This window comes from Streptomyces anulatus, assembly GCF_000721175.1.
Taxonomy (GTDB): domain Bacteria; phylum Actinomycetota; class Actinomycetes; order Streptomycetales; family Streptomycetaceae; genus Streptomyces; species Streptomyces anulatus_C.
Genome location: NZ_JOEZ01000003.1, coordinates 180,062 through 203,879, shown reverse-complemented (window position 1 = coordinate 203,879; position 23,818 = coordinate 180,062). Strand labels below are relative to the sequence as shown.

Below are 23,818 nucleotides of genomic sequence, written 5' to 3'. Positions count from 1 at the left end.
TCAGGTGTGATCGGAAGTGGTCTCGCCGGAATCGGCGAGGGCACCGAGGGTGACGGGGGTCGCGATCAGCCGTTCGGCGGGGACGTACGGCTGATCGCGGGCCGAGACGAGGCAGTGCACGGCGGGCCCGCACATCCGGCCCTGGCACCAGCCCATGCCGGCCCGGGTCAGCTGTTTGACCTGCCGGTGGTCGGATGCCGCGTCGTCGGCGTGGGCGGACCGGACCGCCCCCGCGGTGACCTCTTCGCACCGGCAGACCGGTGTGTCGTCGGTCAGCCAGGCGGGCCAGGCCGGCGGCAGGGGGTGTGCCTGTGCCATCGCCCGGGCGAAGGCACGGTGCCGGGCCACCGCTGCACGCTCCGCGGCGAGCCTCCGGGCGTTCGGCAGGCCCGGCGCGGAGAGGTCGGTGAGGACCGAGACGGCGGCGACGCGGCCCTCGCTCACCGCGAGCGCGGCCCCGCCCACGCCGCAGGTCTCCCCCGCCGTGTACAGCCCGGGCACCGTGGTGCGCTGGCCGTCGTCGACGGCGGTGGCCATGGTGCCGTCGCCCGCGTCGGCGAGGTCGCAGCCGAGCGGGAGCAGGAGGTCGAGCTGGGGGACGAAGCCCCAGCCGACGCCCACGGTGTCGGCCTCGATCCGGCGCTCCGTGCCCGGGAGCGGGCTCCCGTCCACGTCCAGGGAGGCGGTGCGCACGACGGCGACCCGCCCCTGCTCTCCTTCCGCACCGACGATCGCGGTACGGGTACGGACCGGGACCCGGTGCCGGGCGAGCGTGCCGCCGTACCGGGCGGCCTCGGCCCACTTGGCCGGGTTGCGCAGCAGCGGCACGGGGTGGCGCAGCCACGCCGAGGGAGCAGCCGCCTCGCACACGGCGACGACCTCGGCCCCGCGTGCGGCGAGGGCCGCGGCGACGGGCAGCAGGAAGGGGCCCGTGCCGCCGAGGACCACCCGGCGGCCGGTGACGACTCCCCCGCCCTTGAGCAGCGACTGGAGCCCGCCGGCGGTGAGCACACCGGGCAGGTCCCAGCCGGGGAAGGGGAGTTGGCGGTCGTAGGCGCCGGTCGCCACCAACAGGGCCGGGGCGCGCAGCACGACGGGCCGCTCCTCGGGCGCCCGGGTGCGGTCCACGGCGTGGACGGTGAAGCCGTCGTCCTCGCGGGCCGTGGTCCACACGTGGTGGTTCAGCAGCAGCGTGAGCCGGCCGGTGCGCCGGTGGGCGGAGAGGGTGGCGCGGAGCGCCCGGTAGGTGCGCAGGCCGTGGTGGAGGCCGGCGGTCGGGAGGGTCCCCTGGGCGTGGAGCGGGGGGTGGCGCCAGAACTGGCCGCCCGGGGCGGCGCCCGAGTCGACGAGGACGACCCGCAGCCCGCCGTCCAGGGCGGTGGCGGCCGCGGCCATGCCGGCCGGGCCGGCGCCCACCACCACGAGATCACGGGGCTCACTCGTCGTGACGGGGCCATGGGGTCCGCTCGCCATCACGGGGTCACGGGGCTCACTCATCGTCGGTCTCCCCGGTCGTGACGGCCATGCCGGCGCGGGCCTGGACCAGACAGGCGCGCTGCCCGCCCGTGCCGTCGACGGTCACCAGGCAGTCGTGACAGACGCCGATCCCGCAGAAGATCCCGCGGGGCCGCTGCCCGCCCCGGGTGGTCCGCCAGGCGACCCGGCCCGAGGCGACGAGCGCGGCGGCCAGGGTCTGTCCGGGGATGAACGGCAATGGCTCGCCGTCCACGGTGAACGCGGTCGCTGCGGTCACTTCGGCACACCTCCGGGGGTGAGGAATCGGTCGGGCAGCAGGCCGGTGTGGGCGGCCGGATCGGCACCGCGCCACGGTCGGCCGAGCAGATGGGCGGTGACCAGGGCGCCGGTTCCGGGGGCGAGGCCGATGCCGGCGCCCTCGTGGCCGCACGCGTGGACGACGCCGGGGACGCGGGGGTCCGGCCCGATGACCGGCAGATGGTCCGGGCAGTACGGCCGGAAGCCCCGGTAGGCACGGATCAGGTGGACGCCGCGCAGGAACGGGAAGAGGCGGCACGCCTGGGCGGCGAGCGCGGTCACCACGGCCGGGTTCATCGCGGTGTCGAAGCCGACGCGTTCGCGGCTGGCGCCGATCAGGATGGTGCCCGCGCGGGTGCCCTCGACGACGCACGAGGTCTCCAGCCCCTCGTCGCTGGAGGCGACGTTGGCGACGTAGTCGGCGGAGTAGACCTTGTGCCGGATCATCGGCGGCAGCGGCTCGGTGACGAGGACGAAGCCCCGGCGCGGCAGGATCTCGACGGGGACGCCGAGCCGGCGGCCGACCTCACCGCCCCAGGTGCCCGCGGCGTTCACCACGGCGTCGGCGGGCAGCACCGTGCCGTCGGCGGTGCGCACCCCGGTGATCCGGCCGTCGGCTCCGGTGACCGCGGCGGCGGCCTCGCCGGTGCGCGTCCGGGCGCCGCGCCGGACCGCGGCGCGCAGCAGTCCGGCCGCCGCGAGGACGGGCTGCACCTGGGCGTCCTGCGGGTAGTGGACGCCACCGGGGAGGCCGGGCGCGGCATGCGGTTCGAGGTCGCGGACGCGTTCGACCGGTTCGGTGCGGACGCCGGCCGCCGCCTGGCGTGCGGCGAACGCGTGCAGGGCGGTGAGGGCGTCGGGCGTGCTCGCGACGACGAGGCCGCCCTTGGCCTCGAACTCGACGGCCTCCGCTCCGAGTTCCTCACCGGCCTCGTCCCACAGGTCACGGCTGAGCCGGGCCAGTTCCAGTTCGGGTCCCGGCTCCTTGTCGGAGAGGAGGATGTTGCCCTCCCCTCGGCTGGTCGTGCCCGCGCCGACGGGGCCCCGGTCGAGGACCGTGACGTCGAGGCCCGCCGCGGCGGCGTGGAACGCGCAGGCGGCGCCCACGATGCCCGCGCCGACGACTACGACTTTCATGGCCACCCCTCAGTGCCGTTCACGGCCACGGCGCCTTCACGGCAACCGGTAGTGCAATGTCACATGCCATTGCTTAGGCTATACATCCGGACGACCCGAGGACAACGCCGCCGCCCCGGTGACTTTCACCCGGGCACCCGACGACGGCGCGCCGCCCACCGGCGCGCACAGGGAGACGCATCGCCGTGAATCCGACCGACAACCCAGTTCCGCCCGGACACCCGCCCTTCCCGGGGCACCCGTCTCCGCCCGGGCACTCGCTCCTGACCGGGCACTCACTCCTGGCCGGCCGTGAGGCCCCCGGCACCGGGGACGCCTGGCACGCGATCGCCGCCGCGACCGGTGAACCCTTCGGCCCTCCGCACCGGGACGCCTCGGCGGAACAGGTCGCCGAGGCGGCCCGGCTCGCCGCGGCGGACGCCCGCGCCTTCCGCGCACTGCCGCCCGGGCGCCGGGCGGCCTTCCTCGACGCCTGCGCGGAGGGCATCGAGGCGCTCGGCGACGCCCTGCTGGAGCTCGCGGCCCGGGAGACCGGGCTCCCGGCGGCCCGGCTGACCGGTGAACGGGCGCGCACCTGCGACCAGTTGCGCCTCTTCGCCGATCTGGTCAGGAGCGGTACGGCACTCGGCGCCCGGATCGACTCCGGGCCCTCGGGCACCGACGTGCGGCTCCGGCGCATCCCCCTCGGCCCGGTGGCCGTGTTCGGTGCGAGCAACTTCCCGCTGGCGTTCTCGGTCGCGGGCGGCGACACCGCGTCCGCGCTGGCCGCCGGCTGCCCTGTGGTGGTCAAGGCGCACCCCGCACACCCGGGCACCGGTGAGGCGGTGGCCCGCGCAGTCACGGCCGCCGCCGCGCGCACCGGCATGCCGGCCGGGGTGTTCTCCCTGCTGGTGGGCCGGGGCCACGCTGTCGGCCTCGCCCTGGTCGGCGATCCACGGATCACCGCGGTGGGCTTCACCGGCTCCCGGACGGGCGGGCTGGCGCTGGTCGCCGCCGGCCGGTCGCGGCCGGTTCCCATCCCGGTCCACGCCGAGATGTCCGCGGTCAATCCCGTGATCATGCTCGACGGGGCCCTCGCCGAACCGGAGCCGGCGGCGGAGGCGTACGTGACGTCACTGACCAACGGCGCGGGGCAGTTCTGCACGAACCCGGGCCTCCTGCTGCTGCCCGCCGGGCCGGCGGGCGACGTCTTCCTCTCGGCGGTGGCCCGGACCGTGAAGGCCGCGGAGGGGCAGGTCATGCTCACCCCGGACATCGCCTGGGCCTGCACCGAGGGCGTACGCCGGTGGGAGACCGTCGCCGGTGTACGGGAGGTGGCCCGTGGCACGGCCGGGCCCGGCCCCTACGCACCGGCCCCCGTGGTCCTGGAGTGCGACGCGGCCACCTACGGCGCGCACGAGGACCTGACCGGTGAGGTGTTCGGTGCCGCGGGGCTCGTCGTGCGCTGGTCCGGTACGGAAGAACTCCTGCGCCTGCTGGAGGAATTGGAGGGGCAGCTGACGGCGACCCTGCACGGAACGGACGCCGACCGCGCGACGGCCCTGGAGCTGCTGCCGGTGCTGGAGGAGCGGGCGGGCCGCGTCCTGTGGGGCGGCTGGCCCACCGGCGTCGCGGTCTGCCACACGATGGTGCACGGAGGGCCGTGGCCCGCGACGAGCTCCCCCGGAACGACGAGCGTCGGCACCCTCGCCGTGGAACGCTGGCTGCGCCCGGTCTGCTATCAGTCCTTCCCCGACGTCCTCCTGCCCGCCGAACTCCGCGACGACAGGACCAGGGGAATCCCGCAGGAACAGAAGCCGGGACAAGGACAGGGACAGAGGCAGGGGCAGGGACGGGACATCACCCTCGGAGCAGGCGCGTAGAAGGCACCTGGCCCGAGGGCCTACGACGAACTGCCGGATGTCCACGCCACGACCAGCCCGGCGAGGGCGTCGGCGGCCTCCTCGGCGTCGCGGCCGTCGTCCGCGCGGGCGTGCCGGGCCAGCTCGACGTGGACGAAGCCGGCGTGTTCGCGCTCCGCCGAGCGGCCCTGAACGTTGGCCCTGCCCTCCAGCGGGCAGCGCGCGTTCCAGGCCCGGCAGACCCGCAGCCCGTCGTCGTCCATGCGGTCGGCCATGGCAACCACCTCGGCGGGCGCCGTCTCGACGGCGCCGGTGGAGACGACGGCGTCGTAGGGACGGTCGGAGGAGTCGGAGAAACCGTGCAGCTGAACACCGGGCACCCCGCGCTTCTGCAGCTCCACGACGATCGTCTGGAACGCGCTGTCCTCGCGGTGGGCGACATCGGCCGCGCCGTCCTCGCCGGCCCGGCGGTGGGCGCCGGCGAGGACGAGAGCACCGCCGGGGTTCTGCTCCAGGAGCCTGACGCCGAGGGCCTCCGTGTCGCGGTCGGAGACGGGGTGCGGAACCTGGGCGTTCCAGCGGACGGTGGAGTCGGCGTTCAGGTAGAGGCGGCCCCAGCGGGTGCTCTCGCCACCTCCGGTGGCGGCGATCTCGTCGTAACGGCGGCCCGAGTCGGTGTCGGTGAGGCGGGTGAGGCCGAGGCCGAGAGGGGCGAGCTGCCGTTCCGCGTCCTGGGCGTCACCCGACAGCAGGCTTCCGACGGCCTTCGCCAGCCGCGCGCGCTGCGCCTTGCCGGGCGGACGGTAGGGAGAGTCGGCGCGGAACTCCGCCGTGTATCCGAGGACGCGGCTGCGCAGGTCGACCAGTTCCCGGGCGCGCGGAACGGAATCCTCCGAATTCGGGGGCGTATCGGCCTGACAGCCCACCAGCACCAGGAGCAAACCTACCGGGATGAAAATGCGCAGCAACCGTGACCATCCCGTGATGACAATCCGATGGTCGGGTGTGAGGCTCATGTAAGTATGACTCAGTGACATTCCGTAATTCTCTCGGTATGGGTCGTTCGTTGGCTCTCCTGGCGACAGCCGTCGGCCTGACCGTGTCGTGCGGCTCCGAGCCCGCGCAACCCGAGGCCAAGGCCGGCGGCCGCAGCTTCACCGTCGCCGCGGCCGGCGACGTCCTCATCCATCCCGAGCTGGTCGAGCAGGCCGCCAAGGACGCCGGGAAGAGCGGGCGCGGGGAGGCCGGACTGGACTTCGGGCCGCTGCTCGCCGGGGTGAAGCCCGTGATCAGCAAGGCCGACCTCGCGATCTGTCACATGGAGACGCCCGTCGGAAAGCCCAAGGGGCCGTTCCAGGGGTACCCGGAATTCCTGGTTCCGCCGCAGATCCTGACCGGCCTGAAGGACGTCGGGTACGACACCTGCTCGACAGCCTCCAATCACACCTTCGACCACGGACTGAAAGCTGTGCGGCGCACGCTGGACGCCATGGACAAGGTGGGCCTCGGGCACAGCGGGTCGGCGCGGACGCCGAAGGAAGCAGAGCAGATCAATATCCTCGACGTCAACGGCGTCAAGGTGGCCCACCTCTCGTACTCCTGGGAGTCGTTCCTCAACCCCACTCCCAAGAAGCAGAGCTGGGCCTTCAACCGTTCCAGCACGGACGAGGTCAAGAAGGCCGAGAAGCGGGCCCGCGACCAGGGCGCCGAGGTGGTCCTGCTCTCCCTGCACTGGGGCCTGGAACATTACAACGAGCCGAGCGTCCCGCAGTTGGACATGGCCCAGCGGCTCACCGAGGAGACCGACGTCGACCTGGTGATCGGGCATCACGCGCACGTGGTGCAGCCGATCCAGAAGGTCAACGGCACCTGGGTCGCCTACGGCCTCGGCAACCAGGTGGCCAGGCACTCCTCGCCGACCGGGCTCACCGAGGAGGGGGCCATCGGCTGGTTCGAGTTCCACGAGACCGCCGACGGCTGGGACGTCTCCGCCCGCTACCGCACCACACTGGTGGACATCCCGCCCGAGATCGAGCCCGGGGAGAAGGCCCCCGAGGGCGCGGTCGAGGACCTCCGACTGGTGGACGTACAGCAGGCGCTGGAGAACCCCGACGGGCTGTCCGCCGACCGGATCGCCCGCTACCGGCTGGCCGAGGACCGCACGCGCGGCTTCCTCTACAACCGGGGAACGCCGGGCGGTGACGGCCTGAAGCGCCTGCCGCTGGAGAAGTGACCAGGCCCACACTTTTCTGCGCACTGACAGGCACAACCTATTAGGTGCTTATCAGTCTTTTCTGTGACAGCGTCTCGCAGCCACGCGACAGCGGTGCTTCCTCCGGGCACTGATGCACCCGCAGCGACCAAGGAAGAAAACCGGTGACATCGACTCCTGCCGCGCCCCTCGTGCCGAAAGGCCGGCGGCGCAGCCGCAGACGCGCGGACATGCCGCTGTTGGGCGGCATCCGGCCGCCGATCGCGTTGCTGTGCGTACTGATCCTCGCCCTCGCGGGCCTCACGGCCAAGGTCCTGGGGCCGAACGCGGAACCGGTCGTGCCGAAGGCGGTGCTCTCCTCTCAGCAGTACTTCGCCCAGGACGGCGCCATCGCCCTGCGCGCCTCGATCGACGAGCGGGTCACGGACCTCGAACGCACCGCCACCGCACTGAACTCGGACGGTCCGGCGGACCCCGAGCGCGTTCTGTCAGACCTGAGCAAGGCGTACCAGAAATGGACCGGCACCACGGTGCTGGACCTGGAGAGCGGCAAAGTACTCGCCGCCCGCGGGGAGCGCATCCCGCTCGCCTGGCTGGACAAGGACGTCCTCACCGGTGACCGGGCGCTCACCCCGCGCATGGTGCGGCTGGAGACCGGCGACGTACGCCTGATGACGATGGCCGTGCTGGACGGGAATCAAGGGGCGCAGCAGCTGCTGATCGCCTCCAACAGCCTCTCCGTGCCCCCCATCAACCTGGGCCCGTTCCGCAGCATGGCCGTCGTCGCGCGGGGCGGCGAGATCCTCGCCACCGCCGGCTTCGAGCAGTCCGAGGCGCTCAACTCGGACGCGGAGCGCAAGGAACTCACCTTCCTGCAGAAGCAGATGACCCGGCTGTCCGACCAGGCCGCCGAGGAGACCGAGCAGAACCCCATCAGCGCCCGGGAGCCCGGTTCCCGCGGCTACCCCGGGGTCAGCGGAACCCTGCTGGGCGGGGACTACAACGGGCGTGTCGCCACCGCGGGGTACGCCTCCCTCGCCGCCTCCGACCCGGATGACGGGGAGAGCGTCGCCGCCGGCCTCGGTCTCACCGTCGTCGCCATGCTTCCCGTGGTCCAGCAGCAGACCCTCGCCGAGGACAACCGCCAGCTCTTCGGGCTGCTCGCGGCGGGCGCCCTGGTCCTGCTCGGACTGCTCGCGGTCGGCGTGCTGTGGATGACCGTGCAACGTCCGCTGCTCGGACTGTTCCTGGAATCCCGCCGGCTCGCCCGCGGCGACCTGATCCGCCCGGTCACGGTGCCCCGCTGGGGCGAGGCCGCCCGCATCGGCTCCGCGCTGGAGCACATCCGCGGCCAGCTCAGCGGCGCGAGCTCCGCGGACGGTGCCGACGCCCGGCCGGCCGGCCGGTTCCGGGGCGGTGCGCGCGGGCCGCTGGCGCTGACGGCGGTTCTCCTGCTGCTGTGGTGCGTCCCCGTCGGGTTCCTGCTCAACCGCACGGACGGGACCGTCAGCATCCCCGCCGTCATGGTCAACGACCAGCGCGACCGCACCGACCTGGTCGCCGACCGGGCCCGCCGGGCCCTCAACGAGGCCCAGGCCGACCTCGTCTCCACCTCGCGCCTGCTCGACACCGACGACCCCGCCGCCACCGAGACCCTGCTGACGAACGCCCTGCGGGAGCACACCCGCTACCAGGCGCTGTACGTCGTCGGCAAGGACGGCGAGGTCGTCGCCCGGGCCGGCGGCGACCCCCACCCGTGGAGCACGGAGAAGGACCCGTCACTGGTACGCGTCTCCGGCAAGGGGGAGAATAAGCCCGTCGTCCAGGCCGGGGCGCCCGTGCCGGAGCACGAGGGCATGACCCTCGTCGGCGAGGTGCGGGTGGAGTTCCTCAACTCGCTGCTGAAGCGGCCCGGCCTCGGCGAGGTCCGGATCGTGAACACCGAAGCGCGGACCCTCGCCGCCAGCGACGGTTTCCTGGCCTTCGAGGGGCTGCCGAACGACGTGCTGCCCGACCTGGTGCGCGCCGCCAATGTGCAGGTGGGCGCCGGACCCGTGGAGAACGGCCTGCTCGTCCGGGACGGTGGCGCCGTCACCGTGGCGGCCGCGGCGCCGTTCACCGGCGGCGGCGTCGCCTCCGACCTCGGCTGGACCGTCGTGAGCTGGCAGAACGCCGCCCAGTTCGAGATCACCGCCTACGAGCGCGAGGACCGCAGCGTGCTCGCCAGTCTGCTCGGCCTCGCCCTGATCGTGGTCTGCCTGGGCTGGATCCACCTCGTCGTCGTACGGCCCCTGCGGGCCCTCGCGGCCGGCGCCGAAAAGCTCGCCGACGGAGACCTCAAGACCGTGCACTACCCCCGCTACCAGGACGAGGTCGGCGCCGTCGTCCGCAGCCTCGAACTGATCCGCCAGCAGTTGCAGACCCGCCGGCAGACCCAGGCGCGCCGGCCCGCCGAGCCCCGGCCCGACACCGGAGGAAGGTGACCCAGCGTGCTCTACCTCTACTTCGTCCTGTTGACCGGCAGTCTGTTCCTGCTCGTCGCGGGCATCATGGAGCAGCGTCGGCACTACGCCGCGCTGCACACCATCCCCTCGCGGGTGCTCGTCAACGGCATCCGCGGCAAGTCCTCCATCACCCGGCTCTGCGCGGGCGCGCTGCGGGGCGGTGACCTGATCACCGTCGCCAAGACGACCGGGACGGCCGCCCGCTTCATCCACCCGGACGCCACCGAGGAGCCGGTGTACCGGAAGTTCGGCATCGCCAACGTGGTGGAGCAGATCGGCATCGTCCGCCGGGCCGCCACCTACCGGCCCGACGCGCTCGTCATCGAGTGCATGGCCGTGATGCCGGCGCTCCAGGAGGTCAACCAGAGCAAGCTGATCCGCTCGACGATCGGCGTGCTGTGCAACGTACGCGAGGACCACCTCGCCGAGATGGGCCCCACCCTCGACGACGTGGCCCGCTCGCTGTGCCGCTCGATGCCCGAGGACGGCATCTGCGTCACCGCCGAGAAGGAACGTTTCCACATCCTCCAGGAGGAGGCGGACGCCCGGAACTGCCAGTTGGTGTACGCCGACCCGGAGACCGTCAGCGACGACGAGCTGCGCGGCTTCAGCTGGTTCACCTTCAAGGAGAACGTGGCGATCGCCCTGGTCGTCGCCGACCTGCTCGGCGTGGAGCGCGAGGTCGCCCTCCAGGGCATGTACGACGCGCCGCCGGACCCGGGCGTGCTCTCCGTGGAGCGCTATGTGGCGCCCGACGGCAACCGGCTCGCCTTCGCCAACGTCTTCGCGGCCAACGACCCCGAGTCGACGCTGATGAACATCAACCAGCTCCTCGACCTCGGCGCCATCCGCCGCCCCCTGAACGTGGTGATCAACTGCCGCCCCGACCGCGTGGAGCGCAACGGGCAGATGGGCGAGATCATCCCCGACCTCCAGCCCGACAACGTCTTCGTCATCGGGCATCCCGCCAAGAGCGCCATCGACGCCATCCCCGCCGAGTGGCAGGACCGGGCGGTCGACCTGGGCGGTGAGAAGCGAGCCGCCGAGGAGTTCATGCCGGCCCTGCTCGGGCGCATGTCCGACGGCGCGTCCCTGGTGGCCATCGGCAACATCCACGGCCAGGGCGAGGAGCTGCTGGAGTACCTCGCCGAACTCCCCGCCGACGAGAGCGAGGTGGACGAGGAGACGCCGAGCCCCGTCGCGGCGACTCCGGCGCAGGCGCCCCGCCTGGACCCGTTCGCCTCGTACCCCCCGGCGTACGAGGAGCGCTACCAGGCTTCGCAGACCCAGGAGATCCCGGTGGTCCGCATCCCGGTCCAGCCGACGGGGTCCCACCGGCAGCAGCACGGGTCGCACGAGCAGTACGCACAGCCCGACCGGTACGGACAGCAGGAGCAGTACGCACAGCGGGAGCGGTACGGACAACAGGAGCAGTACGCACAGCAGGAGCGGTACGAACCCTTCGGGCACCACACCGACGCCCCGAGGCAGCAGCCGCACGAACCCGCCCAGCAGACCTGGCCGCCGCCCCACGACGAGCCGCACGACGACGCCCGGAGATCCCGTTGACCACCGCCGCACTGACCCCCGAGATGGCCGCCCTGGGTATCGCCATAGGGCTGTTCTTCTCGCTGATGTGCTATCTCACCACCAACCTCTCGCCCGGCGGCATGATCACTCCGGGCTGGCTCGCCCTGACGCTGATCGAGGACGTCCAGCGCGCGGCCATGGTGCTGGGCGTCACCGCCCTCACCTACGGCGGCACCAAGATCATGCAGCGGCTGGTGATCCTCTACGGCAAGCGGCTGTTCGCGTCGGTGGTCCTGCTCGGCGTGCTGCTCCAGAGCACGGTGATGATCCTGCTCTCGCTGGAGTTCCCGCTGCTCTACGGCAACCAGACCCTCGGCTTCATCGTGCCCGGCCTGATCGCCTACCAGATGGTGCGTCAGCCCAAGGGCCCCACCCTGCTGGCCACCGGCACGGTCTCGCTCATGGCCTACATCGTCATCGCCGCCGGGCTGCTGCTCGGCATCATGCCCGCTGTCTGACAAGCCGCCCACGAACAACCGAGGAGTAACCGATGGCAGGGAAGAAGAAGTCGCGGCCCGTCGTCTCGGGCCTGGTGGTGCTGGCGCTCGTCGCGACCTCCGGCTACCTCACGCTCGAGCTGCGCAAGCAGGAGGCGCCCGGGGTGACCGAGGTCCGCAACGTCGGCGTCCTGGACGGCGGCAAGGCCTCCGGCTCCGCCTCGGACGACAAGGGCGAGTCCACGTGGTCCCGGCTGGAGAACCCCTCGCGCTCGGTACTGCGCGGCTCCGACGGACAGATCAAGGCGGTGTTCACCGACGGGGCGCGCCTGGCCACACTCACCGGCCCGGCCCGCACCTTCACCGAACCGGCCTCGACCTCCTCGAAGGTCTCCACCACGGACTGGGTGCGTCTGATGCCCGAGCCCTGGAAGAAGGGTGCCGAGAAGGAGAAGTGGTTCAAGGACTGGCACGCCGAGTACGAGGGCAGCAAGGAGGACGACGTCTTCGCGATCGCCTTCCAGTACGTGGCCGGCGCCCCGCAGAAGAAGGACGAGGAGGGCATCACGTACGCAGGTGACGCCAACTTCGGCCCCCTGAACACCACCGGCGCGGAGGGCGGTGACCTGCGTCTGGAGCAGTCCGACTTCTACGACTACCTCGGCCTGCCCTACCCCTTCCGCGACGGCCGGACCGGCACCCCCGAGGCCATGCGCGCCAAGTCCCTGGACTGCTCGGGATTCATCCGGATGACGCTCGGCTACCGCACCCGCTACCCGCTGATGTCCTCGGACACCTCCGGCGACGGCCTGCCGCGCACCGCCAACGGGATGGCCCGCTCCGACGAGGGCGCCGACGTACTCCCGCTGACCGGAGTGGGCCCCGACGACCGGCCGTCCGCCATCGACCAGCTCCAGCCCGGCGACCTCGTCTTCTTCAAGCTGGACGCCCGCACCAAGGACCGGCTCGACCACGTCGGCATCGTGCTCGGTTACGACACCGAGGGCCACCTGATCTTCGTCTCCAGCCGCGAAGAGGTCAACGGCCCGACCATCGGCGACGTCGGTGGGGTCTCCCGCCTGGACGGCAACGGCTACTACGCGAAGACGCTGCGCAGCGCGAAGCGGCTCTGAGTGTGCTGCGGGCCGCGGCGTCACGCCGGGCCCGCAGCACGCGCGGTCGGCAGAGAAGAGCCGGGGCCCTCCTTCATGGGAGGGCCCCGGCTGCATGCGTGACGCGTGCGCGCGTGGCGCTTGCGCTACGGCTGGAGCCCTACGGGTGGAGCACCTTGCCGATGCGCGCGGCCGCTGGAGTGCCCAGCTCGGCGAGGCCGTAGAAGACGCCCGAGGTGGTGACGATGCCCGAGGTGCTGCTGTTGTCGAGCTGGAGGACGGTGCCGTTGCCGGCGTCCTCGCCCTCGGCGCCGATCGCCACGTCCGCCCGGCCGTACCCGGACAGGTCGGTCAGCGAGACCGCCGAGCCGAAGCGGTCGTCCCTCTCGGACGAGCCCGGCACACCCTTGGTGTCCTGCGAGTAGATGACGGCGCCCGTGCCCGTCGGTCCGGTGGAGGTGGAGCGCAGCAGCAGCGTCGAGCCGGCGTTGACGTACGAGACGTCGCTGCGGGTCACGTTCTCGCCGGGCAGGCCGGCCAGGATGTCGGCGTACCCGTCGAGGTCGACGTCACCGACGGAGACGGACGCACCCATGTCGTCGCCGCTCTCGCCGAGGCCGGGAACGCTGGTTGTGTCCTGGTGCACGGTCTTGGTCCCCGTGGAGGTCAGGCCCGTCGACGATCCGAAGACCGCGGTGACGGCGCCGCCAACAGCGGTGTGACCCGACTCGGTGGCGGACGGCTGTCCGACGGCGAGGTCGGTGTAGCCGTCGCCGTTGAGGTCGCCCGAGGCCAGCGAACGGCCGCCGGACGCGGTCAGCATGCCGACCCGCTGCAGACCGGTCGGTGAGCCCTTCAGCCACACCAGGCGGCCCTTGCCCGCCGTGTCACGGAACGAGACCGCCACGTCGGCGTAACCGTCATCGTTGAAGTCGCCGCTCGACGCCGAGGAATAGGAGACGCGGCCCGTGTACGACGTGGCCGTGTTCAGATAGCCCCTCGTGCCGGCGCCGGTCGCGGAGTCCCAGGCGTACCAGCGCCCCGGCGCGCCCGGTGCGACGGAGAAGATGTCCGCCTTGCCGTCGGCGTTGAAGTCGCCGGCCGTGACGGTCGTGCCGAGCCCCTCGTCCGCGGTCCGGGTGGACGAGTTGGTCCAGTACAGCTTGCCCGTGGTGAGCGCGGGGCCGTACAGCGCGGTGACGGAACCGGTGTTGGCCTGCCCGGTAACCCCGTTCTCGCCGGGGGCGCCGACGATCAGGTCGGCGAAACCGTCACCGTTCAGGTCGCCGTACGCCGTGGAGGAACCGAACCGGTCGTCGCTCTCGGAGGTGCCGGGCACGCCCGGGCTGCTCTGGTTCAGCGTGCGGCGCGCCGCGGCGACGGGGCCGTCCGTGCTGCCGGGCAGGATGTGGACGCTGCCGTCACTGCTCGCGACCTTCGGCGTACCGACGACGAGGTCGGTGATGCCGTCACGGTTGAAGTCGGCTGTCGGGATCGCGGAGTTGCTGCCCGCGCCGGACGCGAACTTACGGATCGCGGGCAGCTTGCCGTAGAGGTTCACGCCGGGGCAGAGAGTGGCGAAGCCGTCGCGGTGACCGGAGAGGGTGTTCAGCGTGGCCTTCTCGCCGGCCTTGTACTTGCCGGTGTCGGCGGCCGCGGTCAGCGTGACCGTGCCGCTGGGGCTGACACCGTACTGGCCGAGCTTCCAGGCGGCGACACGCGCGGCCGAGTCCAGGGCGGCCCGGCTGGGCTTGCCCGTCTCGAAGTCGCCGAGCAGCGCGACGCTCGTGGAGTAGGAGTTGAAGCCGTACGTGTGCGCGCCGAGGACGGGCAGGTCGGCGCCGCCCTCACGGCCCTCGAAGATCTGGCCGCACTTGTCGACGAGGAAGTTGTAGCCGATGTCCTTCCAGCCCTCGTAACCCGGGCGCGGCGTCACGTGGTACGCGTAGATCGCACGGATCATCGCGGGGGACTCGGAGCAGCTGTAGTTGTTCGAGTCGGCCGTGTGGTGGACGAAAACGGCCTGGATCCTGTCGATGTACTCCGGGTCGCTGTAGTTCGTGGCCAGCGACTTGTCCGGGCCCCAACTGGTACGCAGCGTCATGGGCGGCCGCGTCACCGTGGAAGGTGGCGCGGTCGGTGTGGTCGGCGTCGGGGTGGCGGTCGGCGTGACCGTCGGCGTGACCGTATCCGTCGGCGTGGCGCTCGTGCTCGCCGTCTGCGTGGCCGCGTCCGTTGGCGTCGGGGACGCGGTTGCCGTCTCCGTGGCGGCCGCGGCCGGCGCAGGCGCCGCGGTCTCGTCGAGGGCGTACGCCGCCGGCTGCGCGTCCGCGCCCGGCGCCTTGGCCTCCTTGGCCGTGACGCCCGGGTCCACCAGGGTCAGTTCCAGCCCCTTGGGCAGACCGGCGCTCGACGTGCCGTCCGCGCGCAGCACGCGTCCCTCAACGGCGTCGGACGGCCCGACCCACAGCGGCTCGGACATGCCGGGCAGATCGGCCTTGGCGTCCCGCTTCTCGGCGAGGTGCTGGTCGAGGTGCACCTCCAGCCAGTCGCCCCACTCGCCGGTCTCGCGGTTGCGCGTGCGCACCTCCGCTCTGCCTTCGATCTCCGCGTCCGGGTTCGCCCAGGTGACACCGACAAGGGAGAACGGCTCGGTGCTGGTGCGCGGCACATCGCGCTTCTCACTGCCCGTCCCCTTGAAGCCGAGCGAGTGCACCTCGGCCTTGCGCGGCTTCAGCCCCTCCCGCACCGGATCCGTGCCGGGACTGGCCACAGCGGCTGTGACGACCCCCGCACCACCGAGCACGACGGCCCCGACGGTCAGCCAGGCGCGGCGTTTCATGCTCAGCGGTCTGTAGGCATGCGACTTACGCGAACTCAAATCCCCTACCCCTTATAAGAGTTCTGCTTCGGCTCGCCCCGGAAAAGAGGCGTGCCCCTATACCCAGCGCCGCACCCTCCTGAAACGTCACACTGGAGGCCGGGCGGATGGTCAGCCGATGGCGCTGCGCGGGCGGCAGGCCGGCCGGTGCGACCCAGCCCGTGATCCGGTCCATCGTCGAGCGTGGCACGGACACGCAGCCCGCGGTGGCGCCGCCGCCTTTGACGTGGAGAGAGAAACCGGCGCCCCGGCCCGGAGCAGCGGCGCTCGCACCCGACGCCAGGCGGGCCGATCCGGTGCAGTAGCACCTCGGCGGGCCGCCCGTCGTGGTGGACGCGGCATGCGCGAGCGTGGCCGGCGAACTGCCGCAGCCGGTCGAGGTGCTGCGGCTGGAGACGTTGCGGGAGTGCCCCACGCCGGCCCGGCCCGTCACGCCTCCCACCCGGCGACCTGGCGTTCCTTCAGTTCTCGTCCGGCAGCACAGGGGCCCCGAGGGGGTGGAGCTCACCCATGCCGCCGCGGTGGCCGGCCTGCGTCAGATCATCACCACCTCCACCCTCTCCGAGCGGGAGGCGACGACGGCGTCGAGATCCTGGCCGAGGCCGCCGGCAAAGCCGTGCAGGGGTCCGGTCAGCCGCTTTCCAGGTAGTTCATGAACCAGTGGGTGTCGAAATAGCGGGCCATCGTGAACGGGTGGTGCGGGTCGGTGAGCATGCGGCAGACGAACTCCGCGGCCTGGCAGTCAAAGGGGACGTCCTTGTTGTCGATGGACCGGACCACGACGGGCCAACGGTCGGGGTCGTCGCCGTCGGCCTTCCAGCAGTACAGGTCTTCGTGCTCAGTGCCCGCCCAGATGAGCAGACCGTCCCTTCTGAGGTCCGTCCACGGCTCCTGATTCAGGCCCAGATATCCGTCGAAGGCCCCCGTGCCGAACGTCTCGACCATGCGCTTGTAGTCGTTCGGCAGCGCGGTGCCCAGGCGTGACTCCACCTCCGCCCAGTCCACGTCCGGCCGCTGAGCGGGCTGTGTCCAGCCGGTGATCCGTCTGAGCCGCTCCATCCAGTCGACGTCCTCGTCCTCGTCCTCGTCCGGAGCGAGCACCAAGAGTTCCGGCACTTCCCTGTGAGCGACCACCAACACCGGACGCTCGGCCCCCTCGGCGTCCCGCGCCGTACCCGTGCCGACCCACTGATCCCCATACGCCCATGCCCGTATCTTCACGGCCCGGTCCTCGAAGGGGACGAGGAGAGCCGCGCCCCTGGACTCGTCGACCGTCGGATCGGTGAAGCCGTCGAGGACAAGGGTGCGCGGGGCGCCGTACCTGCTGTTGAGCAGGTCGGTCATGTCCTGCGGGTTCAGGTCGCTGGGCAGGTGGATGTAGCCGTCGCCCGAGCCGAGTTGAGCCAGCAGGTCGTTGACGGTCGCTTGCGTGAGCTCCATGGCGGACAGTGAAGCGCACCGCACTGACAATAGGCGTCGTCCAACCCAGAGCTGCAGTTCCTTGCCCCTGCTGATGCGGTACGGACAGGTGCGGGAGCTCGCGCCCGAGGTCGATCTGCCGTTCGGCGTCGATGCCCCTCACACCTACCGGATCCAGTCGCTCGACCTGCGGCCGGGTGACCGGCTGCCCACCAACCCCCTCCGAGAACTGCCGGACGATCCGACGGACCCCTGCCACGTCCGCGCAGCCAGGGGTGGGGCGGTGCGCGGCCGTGGCAGGGGTCCGGCGATGTACCGACAGCCTCGTCGGTAACATCCGATAAGATGCCGACACGCAAGTCGTCAAGTTTACGCAAAGCGCCGGGCTGGGCGTGTCCTGTCGCCTGCCGCCGCGGTCCTTCTGCCCCCGCCACCCTCATCGCTCGGAGATTCCGTGTTCCTTGCCCTACGCGATCTGCGCTTCGCCCGCGGTCGCTTCGCCCTCATGGGTGCGGTGGTCGCACTCATCGCCGTACTCGGCGTCCTCCTGTCCGGACTCGCCTCAGGCCTGGCGGATGCCGGTATATCCGGTCTGCGCGCACTGCCCATGACCCATATGGCCTTCGACCGGAAGGCGACCAGCGAGCAGTTCTCCCGTTCGACCGTGGAGCAGGAGGACTGGCAAGCGTGGTCCGAGGCCCCGGGCGTGGAGCGGGCGGAGCCGTTCGGGAACACTCTGGCCAACGCCCAGGTGACCCAGGGTGCCAAGAAGGGCGAGCAGGTCAACCTCGCCGTCTTCGGTATGGCGGCGGACTCACCCATGGCTCCCGTCTCCACCAAGGGCGAGGGTCTGAAGGAGAGCGGTGCCGGGATCGTCATCACACAGGAGATCGCCGATCTGGGTGTCGAGGTCGGGGATGTGCTGACCGCGGACAAGAGCATGGTGCGGCTGGAGGTCGTGGGCATGGTCGACGAGACCGTCTCCTACGGCCACATCGGAGTCGCCTACACGGACCTCGACACCTGGCGGCATCTGCACTACGGCCTGCCGGGTGACCTGCCCGAGGCCGCACGCCGGCAGGCCACGGCCGTCGCCCTGACTCTGGAGGAGGGTGCCGACGTCGCCGCTGTGGCGAAGGCGACCGCCACCCGCGCCGACACCAAGGAGACCACCTTCGACGCGTCCCCGGGCTACACGGCCGAGTCGAGCACCATGGCCCTGATCAAGGGCTTCCTGTATGCCATCTCCGCTCTGGTCGTCGGTGCCTTCTTCACCGTCTGGACCGTGCAGCGCAAGGCAGAGATCGCCCTGCTGAAGGCGCTCGGCGCCCCCACTGGATACATCCTGCGCGACGCACTGGCACAGGTCGTCGCCGTGCTCGTCGGCGCGACGGCCGTCGGCACCGCTGTCGGCCTGGCCCTGGGGAGCGCGATGATCGGGAAGGCGCCGTTCTCCCTCTCCGCCCCGGCCATCGCCACTTCCGCCGGCCTCCTCATCGGGCTCGGAACCGTGGGCGCCATCGTCGCCGTCCGCCGCATCACCGCCGTCGACCCCCTGACCGCTCTGGGAGCCACCCGATGACCACACCCTCCACCGACCCCCGGGCCGCCTCGGACGTGACAGACTCCGGCGGGCTGCGCCTGCTCGGCATCACCCTCACCCTGGGAGACGGCGACACCGCCGTCACCGCCCTCGACGACGTCGACCTGACCGTCGCTCCCGGAGAGTTCGTCGCCGTCGTCGGCCCCTCGGGCTCCGGCAAGTCCAGCCTCCTCGCCGTCGCCGGGGGCCTTCAGCAGCCCACCTCGGGCAGAGTCCACATCGCCGGCACCGAACTGACCGCTCTGTCGGACAAGGAACGCACCGCGGCCCGCCGGCGCCATATCGGCTTCGTCTTCCAGCAGTCGAATCTGCTGGCCTCCCTGACCGTGCGGGAACAGCTTCTCCTGCCCCTGCACATCGACGGCCGCCTCGACGCCGCGGCCCGGACCCGGGCCGACGAGCTCATCGATGCGGTCGGGCTCTCACACCGCTCCGGCTCCCGTCCGCACCAGCTGTCCGGAGGCGAACGCCAGCGCGCCGGTCTGGCCCGCGCACTGATGACCTCCCCCGCCGTCCTGCTGGTGGACGAACCCACCTCCGCGCTGGACCGGGTACGTGCGGCCGAGGCGGTACAGCTGATCGCCGAGCAGACCCATGAGCACGGCACGGCCACGGTCATGGTCACCCACGACACGGCGATAATGGACGCTGCCGACCGGGTGCACGAGATGGTCGACGGCCGCCTGTCCTGACCGGGGCCGCAGGCCGACGCCTCAGCGCCCGGCCCCGCTCGCCACCCAGGAGTCTGTCCCGCATGCCGAAGATCAACGCCTCCACCGTCGCCGAACATCGCGCGCAGCAGCGCGAAGCGCTGATCGGGGCAGCGATCGACATCCTGGTGAACGAGGGCGCCACCGCCGTCACACCCGCGGCGGTCGGCGCCCGGGCGGGCCTGGCCCGTTCCAGCGTGTATCAGTACTTCAACTCATCAGCAGCCCTGCTGGCCACCATCACGGAGGAAGCGTTCCGGCGCTCCAACGAAGCGCTCACCCATGCCATGGCCGCCGCGAACGGCCCGGTGGAGCGCGTCGAGGCGTTCTTCAGGGAAAGCCTCCGCCTCGGTGCCGAAGGCGCGCACCGGCCGACGGCCGCCCTCATGAGCGCCGGTCTGCCTCCCGCCGGCCTGGAGAGGCTGATGGAACTCCACCTGGAGCAGGTCGCACCGTTCCGTGACGCCGTCAGGGAGATCGACATCCCCGACCCCGAGCTCACGGCCGACCTGATCGCCGGAATGCTGCACACGGCCCTGTCCGCCGTGGAGCACGGCACCCCACTCGATACGGTCACCGAGCGCACTCTCGCACTGGTACGCCGCTGCCTCACTCCGGCCGACAGCGTGATCCGCGATCCGGAGCAAGGCATCTGAAGCCCGCCAGTACAACCCCGCCACCGGCCGCTTCAACAGCACCGACCCGGCAACCCGAAGCACTCCCCCGCCCACGTATCCCGTGACCGGCCAGAACGGTGGAGGCGGCGCCTTCGTCGACAAGTACCTCCACGGCCGCTCTCGTCCGCCCGCGACGCAGCCGGCCCGGCCGGCACCACCCCGGGGCTTCATCAACGCCGGCCATCCCCGGCCCCTGCTGATGCGGGACGGACAGGTTCAGGGGATCGTGCCAGAGGTCTGCCGTTCGGCGTCGTTGCCCCTCACACCTACCGGGTCCAGTCGCTCGACCTGCGGCCGGGTGACCGGCTGGTGATGCTGACCGACGGCATGCCCGAGCGCAACGCCGACCTCGATCCGTCCGACCAGCCGAAGCACTGTGACCGTCACCTCGAACCCGCCACCGCACGGTTACCGTCTGCGACAGTTGTTCCGTGACCGATCCCCAGCTCAAGGACATCTCTTTCGGCGGAGTTCTGGTGCACCGGCAGCTCTCGGCACACGCCCGCGACCTCGCCATGCGTGTGGTGGACGAACTCGCGGGCCAGTTGCCCGCTTACGGTGCGCTGCCCTTGGAGGAACTGCGCAGCGAGATCATGGGGGTGTCGTACCAGTGCATTCACGGTTTCGTCGAGGTGCTGCGCACCGGGGAGCTGCCGGGGCGTGAGCAGCTCGCCGTCATCCGGGAGGCGGCCGCTGACCGCGCCGAGGAAGGGCTGATGCTCGACTCGGTGATCAGTGCCTACCACGTGGGCGCGCAGGTGGTGCTCGATACTCTGTCGCCGATGGCTGGGCCGCAGGACGTCCAGGACGTCCTCACGCTGAACCGGGTGCTGATGCAGTACCTCCAGCGGGTCACGGCTGCGGGTGTGGGCGGCTACTTCCAGGAGCGACAGGCGGCGTTCGGCGTCGAGCACTTCGAGCAACAGGCGTTGCTGGACGCATTGCTGGCGGGTTCGCCCGCACAGGACGCGGCCGACCGGGCCGGTATCTCATTGCCGGCGCGGTTCCTCGTGCTGAGCCTGGCCGTCGGTGCGCATCCGGACGAGCGGACGCCGGGCGTGGACCCGGTGATCGCCGGACGTCGCAAACTGCGGAGGCTGCGGAGGGAGCTGGAGCGGCACGTGCCCGGTGTGGTGCTGTCGGCGCTGTCGGTGGACGGTGGCCTGGCCCTGCTGCCGCTTCCGGACGAGCAGGCCGGTGAAAGTGCGGCGGGGTTGGCCGGTGACGTACCGGAGGCCGTGGCGAACTGGACGGGCGGCATCCTCGGGCACATGATGCGGGTCTCGGGTGCGGCGATCATCGCGGGGGTCGCGATCTCGACGCCGGACGGTGTGCACGACGGGGCACGGCTGGCCGGCGACGTCCGCAAGGTCGCACAGGCCGCACGCCGCCCCCCGGGACCGTACCGGCTGGCGGACGTACTGCTGGAGTACCAGCTGACCCGTCCCGGGCCTGCGCTGGCGAAGCTCTCCTCGCTGCTCGCACCGCTGGCCGGGAAGCCGGAGCTGCTGGAGACGCTCAGGGCCTATCTGTCCTGCGCCATGGACCGGCGCAGCACGGCGGAACGGCTCAGCGTCCATCCCAACACCCTGGACTACAGGCTGCGTCGGATCACCGGTCTGACGGGCCTCGACGCGACCCGGCAGGCCGACCTGGCACGGGTGCAGGCAGCCCTGGCGGCGTATGACGCCCACGAATATTTGTGACCTGTCACAAACTCGTGCGGAAACTTCTAACGGCCAAGCCAAACGGATCCCGGCCGGTTCGGCCCCATCATTAACCAGCGACTTACCTGCCGGTAACCAATGGTTCGGCGCGGGTAACGAGGCGAGAACCTGTCGGCGTCGAGCCCGGCGGGCCTACTTCCGCTGCGTGCCGTTCCCCATCTCCTGCGGCACCGAGTCCTGGAGCACGTCACATGAGCCGCACCACTTCCGCCACCCGTTTCCGTTCCCGCAGATCCCGCGTCGCCATCGTCGTGGCCGCGGCCGTGACGGGAATGGGGGTCAGCCTCACGCCCAGCGCGCAGGCAACCGAGGCCCTGCCGACCACCACCGCGTCCCAGATGCTTCCCACCACGACGCGATTCGTCGACATCGCCGGCCACGAGGGCGTGAAACTCGCCGCGAACGTCGTCGCCCCTGCGGACACCAGCCGCGACTACCCTGTCATCGTGCTGCCCACCAGCTGGGCGATGCCGCAGATCGAGTACATCGCGCAGGCGAAGAAACTGGCGGAGAAGGGCTACGTCATCGTCTCGTACAACGTCCGTGGCTTCTGGCAGTCCGAGGGCGAGATCGAGGTGGCCGGTCCCAAGGACATCGCCGATGCCCGCAAGGTCATCGACTGGGCCCTGGCCAACACCGCCGCGGACCCCGAGCTGATCGGCATGGCCGGCATCTCCTACGGCGCGGGCATCAGCCTGCTGACGGCCGCTCAGGACGACCGTGTGGACGCCGTTTCCGCGATGAGCGGCTGGGCGGACCTCACCGAGTCCCTGTACAAGGGCGAGACGCAGCACACGCAGGCCACCGCGATCCTCGCGGGCCTCGGTTACGCGACGGGCCGGCCCAGCGCGGAGGCCGCCGAGAAGATCGAGATCATGCGCAGCGGGAAGACGGACCGCATCGACGAGGTCCTCCCCTGGGCCGATCAGCGCTCCGCCGTGAACCAGGTGGACCGGCTCAACGCCAACGACACCGCGGTCATGCTGGCCAACGCCTGGGGCGACTCGATCTTCGCTCCGAACCAGTACGCGTCCTTCTACGAGAAGCTGGACGGCCCCAAGCGCCTGGAGCTGCGCCCCGGCGACCACGCGACCGCGGAAGGCCTCGGCCTGCTCGGGCTGCCCAACGACGTCTGGGACAACACCCACCGCTGGTTCGACCACCACCTCAAAGGCGTCGAGAACGGCATCGACGCCGAGCAGCCCGTCCAGCTGAAGTCGCGATCCGGTGGCGCCTACGAAGGCTACCCGAGCTGGAACGCCGTCCCCAGCCGCACGCAGAACATCCGGTTCACGGACGACGAGGACATCCTCCCCAATCTGGGGTCCGGCGCGAACGCCGGCATCTCCTTCCTCTCCAGCATGCTGGACCAGTTCGCCCAGTCCTCCCCGAAGATCTCCATACCGCTGCTGCCCAGCACCCGTGCGGCCGTCTGGCAGACCGAGCGCTACGACACCGTCCAGCAGGTACGTGGCACACCGACGGTGCGGACGACCGTCACCAGCAACCGGTCCAGCGGCACGGTGGTCACCTACCTCTACAGCGTCGACGCGCTCGGCATCGGCGAGCTGGTCGCCCACGGCCCCCTGAGCTTCCACGGCAAGGCGCCGGGTCAGCCGTTCACGCTGGACATCGAGATGTTCTCCACCGCGTACGACGTCCCCGCGGGCCACCGGCTCGCCCTCGTCATCGACGGTGTCGACACCCGCTACAACGACTACAACACCGTGCTCCAGACGATCGACTTCGCCGGCGGGGCGGAACTGAACGTCCCCCTCCGCTGACCCGGTCGGCTCCACCGCCCTTCGAAGAGGGGTGGGCTCACCCCGAGCGGGGGACACAGCCGGTCAGTTCGAGGCTCGTGACGTCGGCCCCCTCGGACGCAAGGTCCAGGTGAGGATGCCGACCCGAGGTGTCCCTGCGAAGCACGCGGCAGCGGGCCGAGCACTTCGCAGGGCGACGGGTACGGGCAGGGACGGCCGTCCCTGCCCGTACCCGTCCGTCCGCTGCCGGGGCCAGGTCCCCGATGCCGCCACCACTGTCCAGTTGTTCGGCGGCAACCTCAGGCAGCGAGCCCTCACCGAAGCACGCGAGGCGACACAGAACGCCTCAGCCGGCTGAGCAGGCGGATCAACGTCACCGCCTGCGCCCTCGTCTGCTCCCGCGGACTCGCCATCGGCGGGACGACGGGCTTC

Annotated in this window: 17 protein-coding genes and 3 pseudogenes; 13 read left to right on the top strand and 7 right to left on the bottom strand. The window is 71.3% G+C overall.

Annotated elements, in window-relative coordinates:
* From IG90_RS0103950 to IG90_RS0103940, 3 genes are read right to left on the bottom strand one after another with little or no spacing between them, the layout of a single operon-like run.
* Complete coding sequence (locus IG90_RS0103950; protein WP_030577530.1) at nucleotides 1-1,497, bottom strand: FAD-dependent oxidoreductase; 1,497 nt, start codon at nucleotides 1,495-1,497, stop codon at nucleotides 1-3.
* On the bottom strand, nucleotides 1,490-1,753 hold the full coding sequence (locus IG90_RS0103945; RefSeq protein WP_030577527.1) for a (2Fe-2S)-binding protein: 264 nt from the start codon (nucleotides 1,751-1,753) through the stop codon (nucleotides 1,490-1,492). The genes IG90_RS0103950 and IG90_RS0103945 overlap by 8 nt, the downstream gene beginning before the upstream one ends.
* Entirely contained in the window at nucleotides 1,750-2,910 is a 1,161-nt protein-coding gene (locus IG90_RS0103940; protein WP_030577525.1) for an NAD(P)/FAD-dependent oxidoreductase, read from the bottom strand. Before IG90_RS0103940 ends, IG90_RS0103945 begins: the two co-directional genes overlap by 4 nt.
* Nucleotides 2,911-3,095: 185 nt before the next feature.
* Here IG90_RS0103940 and IG90_RS0103935 point away from each other — a divergent pair, with 185 nt between their 5' ends.
* Nucleotides 3,096-4,772 carry an aldehyde dehydrogenase (NADP(+)) gene (locus IG90_RS0103935; RefSeq protein WP_078585173.1) on the top strand — a complete coding sequence of 559 codons (1,677 nt, stop codon included), beginning with the start codon at nucleotides 3,096-3,098 and terminating at the stop codon, nucleotides 4,770-4,772.
* 20 nt (nucleotides 4,773-4,792) lie between these two features.
* Here the strand turns inward: IG90_RS0103935 and IG90_RS0103930 are convergent, their stop codons facing one another.
* A complete protein-coding gene (locus IG90_RS0103930; RefSeq protein WP_411572608.1) occupies nucleotides 4,793-5,788 on the bottom strand; it encodes a hypothetical protein in 996 nt (331 codons plus the stop codon).
* 17 nt (nucleotides 5,789-5,805) lie between these two features.
* Here IG90_RS0103930 and IG90_RS0103925 point away from each other — a divergent pair, with 17 nt between their 5' ends.
* From IG90_RS0103925 to IG90_RS0103905, 5 genes are all read left to right on the top strand, one after another.
* Nucleotides 5,806-6,984, top strand: a complete 1,179-nt coding sequence (locus IG90_RS0103925; protein WP_030577516.1) for a CapA family protein — start codon at nucleotides 5,806-5,808, stop codon at nucleotides 6,982-6,984.
* Nucleotides 6,985-7,193: 209 nt separating this feature from the next.
* Nucleotides 7,194-9,446: a PDC sensor domain-containing protein gene (locus IG90_RS0103920; RefSeq protein WP_030577512.1), complete on the top strand. Its 2,253-nt coding sequence runs from the start codon at nucleotides 7,194-7,196 to the stop codon at nucleotides 9,444-9,446.
* Nucleotides 9,447-9,452: 6 nt separating this feature from the next.
* Complete coding sequence (gene pgsB, locus IG90_RS0103915) at nucleotides 9,453-11,036, top strand: poly-gamma-glutamate synthase PgsB (RefSeq protein WP_030577509.1); 1,584 nt, start codon at nucleotides 9,453-9,455, stop codon at nucleotides 11,034-11,036.
* Nucleotides 11,033-11,515, top strand: coding sequence for a poly-gamma-glutamate biosynthesis protein PgsC/CapC (locus IG90_RS0103910; protein WP_030577506.1), 483 nt, complete (start codon nucleotides 11,033-11,035; stop codon nucleotides 11,513-11,515). The genes pgsB and IG90_RS0103910 overlap by 4 nt, the downstream gene beginning before the upstream one ends.
* A gap of 32 nt (nucleotides 11,516-11,547) precedes the next feature.
* Nucleotides 11,548-12,627, top strand: a complete 1,080-nt coding sequence (locus IG90_RS0103905; RefSeq protein WP_030577503.1) for an NlpC/P60 family protein — start codon at nucleotides 11,548-11,550, stop codon at nucleotides 12,625-12,627.
* 139 nt (nucleotides 12,628-12,766) lie between these two features.
* Here the strand turns inward: IG90_RS0103905 and IG90_RS0103900 are convergent, their stop codons facing one another.
* The 3 genes and pseudogenes from IG90_RS0103900 to IG90_RS0103895 all read right to left on the bottom strand — a co-directional run bounded on the left by IG90_RS0103900 (nucleotide 12,767) and on the right by IG90_RS0103895 (nucleotide 16,927).
* A complete protein-coding gene (locus IG90_RS0103900) occupies nucleotides 12,767-15,448 on the bottom strand; it encodes an FG-GAP-like repeat-containing protein (RefSeq protein WP_209443543.1) in 2,682 nt (893 codons plus the stop codon).
* Nucleotides 15,449-15,620: 172 nt separating this feature from the next.
* Nucleotides 15,621-15,749 (bottom strand): annotated as a pseudogene (locus IG90_RS47020) (L,D-transpeptidase family protein); the annotation flags it as partial.
* Between the two features lie 368 nt (nucleotides 15,750-16,117).
* Nucleotides 16,118-16,927 carry an SMI1/KNR4 family protein gene (locus IG90_RS0103895; protein WP_030577496.1) on the bottom strand — a complete coding sequence of 270 codons (810 nt, stop codon included), beginning with the start codon at nucleotides 16,925-16,927 and terminating at the stop codon, nucleotides 16,118-16,120.
* 64 nt (nucleotides 16,928-16,991) lie between these two features.
* Here IG90_RS0103895 and IG90_RS45510 point away from each other — a divergent pair.
* The 7 genes and pseudogenes from IG90_RS45510 to IG90_RS0103860 form a co-directional block, all read left to right on the top strand.
* Nucleotides 16,992-17,114: pseudogene (locus IG90_RS45510) on the top strand (serine/threonine-protein phosphatase); the annotation flags it as partial.
* Between the two features lie 246 nt (nucleotides 17,115-17,360).
* Nucleotides 17,361-18,488: an ABC transporter permease gene (locus tag IG90_RS0103885; RefSeq protein ID WP_030577490.1), complete on the top strand. Its 1,128-nt coding sequence runs from the start codon at nucleotides 17,361-17,363 to the stop codon at nucleotides 18,486-18,488.
* Nucleotides 18,485-19,201, top strand: coding sequence for an ABC transporter ATP-binding protein (locus IG90_RS0103880; protein ID WP_030577487.1), 717 nt, complete (start codon nucleotides 18,485-18,487; stop codon nucleotides 19,199-19,201). Before IG90_RS0103885 ends, IG90_RS0103880 begins: the two co-directional genes overlap by 4 nt.
* A 62-nt stretch (nucleotides 19,202-19,263) precedes the next feature.
* Complete coding sequence (locus tag IG90_RS0103875; protein WP_030577484.1) at nucleotides 19,264-19,875, top strand: TetR/AcrR family transcriptional regulator; 612 nt, start codon at nucleotides 19,264-19,266, stop codon at nucleotides 19,873-19,875.
* Nucleotides 19,876-20,062: 187 nt separating this feature from the next.
* Nucleotides 20,063-20,259 (top strand): annotated as a pseudogene (locus tag IG90_RS41420) (SpoIIE family protein phosphatase); the annotation flags it as partial.
* A gap of 68 nt (nucleotides 20,260-20,327) precedes the next feature.
* On the top strand, nucleotides 20,328-21,602 hold the full coding sequence (locus IG90_RS0103865; protein ID WP_030577479.1) for a PucR family transcriptional regulator: 1,275 nt from the start codon (nucleotides 20,328-20,330) through the stop codon (nucleotides 21,600-21,602).
* A 212-nt stretch (nucleotides 21,603-21,814) separates the two neighbouring features.
* Nucleotides 21,815-23,407, top strand: coding sequence for a CocE/NonD family hydrolase (locus IG90_RS0103860; protein WP_051859968.1), 1,593 nt, complete (start codon nucleotides 21,815-21,817; stop codon nucleotides 23,405-23,407).
* Nucleotides 23,408-23,818: the final 411 nt, after the last annotated feature.

What these genes read in the sequence shown, in the direction of transcription:
- IG90_RS0103900 (WP_209443543.1), bottom strand. Translation starts at nt 15,448, where the DNA reads ATGAAACGCCGCGCCTGGCTGACCGTCGGGGCCGTCGTGCTCGGTGGT.
- IG90_RS0103950 (WP_030577530.1), bottom strand. Translation starts at nt 1,497, where the DNA reads ATGAGTGAGCCCCGTGACCCCGTGATGGCGAGCGGACCCCATGGCCCC.
- IG90_RS0103905 (WP_030577503.1), top strand. Translation starts at nt 11,548, where the DNA reads ATGGCAGGGAAGAAGAAGTCGCGGCCCGTCGTCTCGGGCCTGGTGGTG.
- IG90_RS0103925 (WP_030577516.1), top strand. Translation starts at nt 5,806, where the DNA reads ATGGGTCGTTCGTTGGCTCTCCTGGCGACAGCCGTCGGCCTGACCGTG.
- IG90_RS0103895 (WP_030577496.1), bottom strand. Translation starts at nt 16,927, where the DNA reads ATGGAGCTCACGCAAGCGACCGTCAACGACCTGCTGGCTCAACTCGGC.
- IG90_RS0103920 (WP_030577512.1), top strand. Translation starts at nt 7,194, where the DNA reads ATGCCGCTGTTGGGCGGCATCCGGCCGCCGATCGCGTTGCTGTGCGTA.
- IG90_RS0103940 (WP_030577525.1), bottom strand. Translation starts at nt 2,910, where the DNA reads ATGAAAGTCGTAGTCGTCGGCGCGGGCATCGTGGGCGCCGCCTGCGCG.
- IG90_RS0103875 (WP_030577484.1), top strand. Translation starts at nt 19,264, where the DNA reads ATGCCGAAGATCAACGCCTCCACCGTCGCCGAACATCGCGCGCAGCAG.
- IG90_RS0103860 (WP_051859968.1), top strand. Translation starts at nt 21,815, where the DNA reads ATGAGCCGCACCACTTCCGCCACCCGTTTCCGTTCCCGCAGATCCCGC.
- IG90_RS0103930 (WP_411572608.1), bottom strand. Translation starts at nt 5,788, where the DNA reads ATGTCACTGAGTCATACTTACATGAGCCTCACACCCGACCATCGGATT.
- IG90_RS0103880 (WP_030577487.1), top strand. Translation starts at nt 18,485, where the DNA reads ATGACCACACCCTCCACCGACCCCCGGGCCGCCTCGGACGTGACAGAC.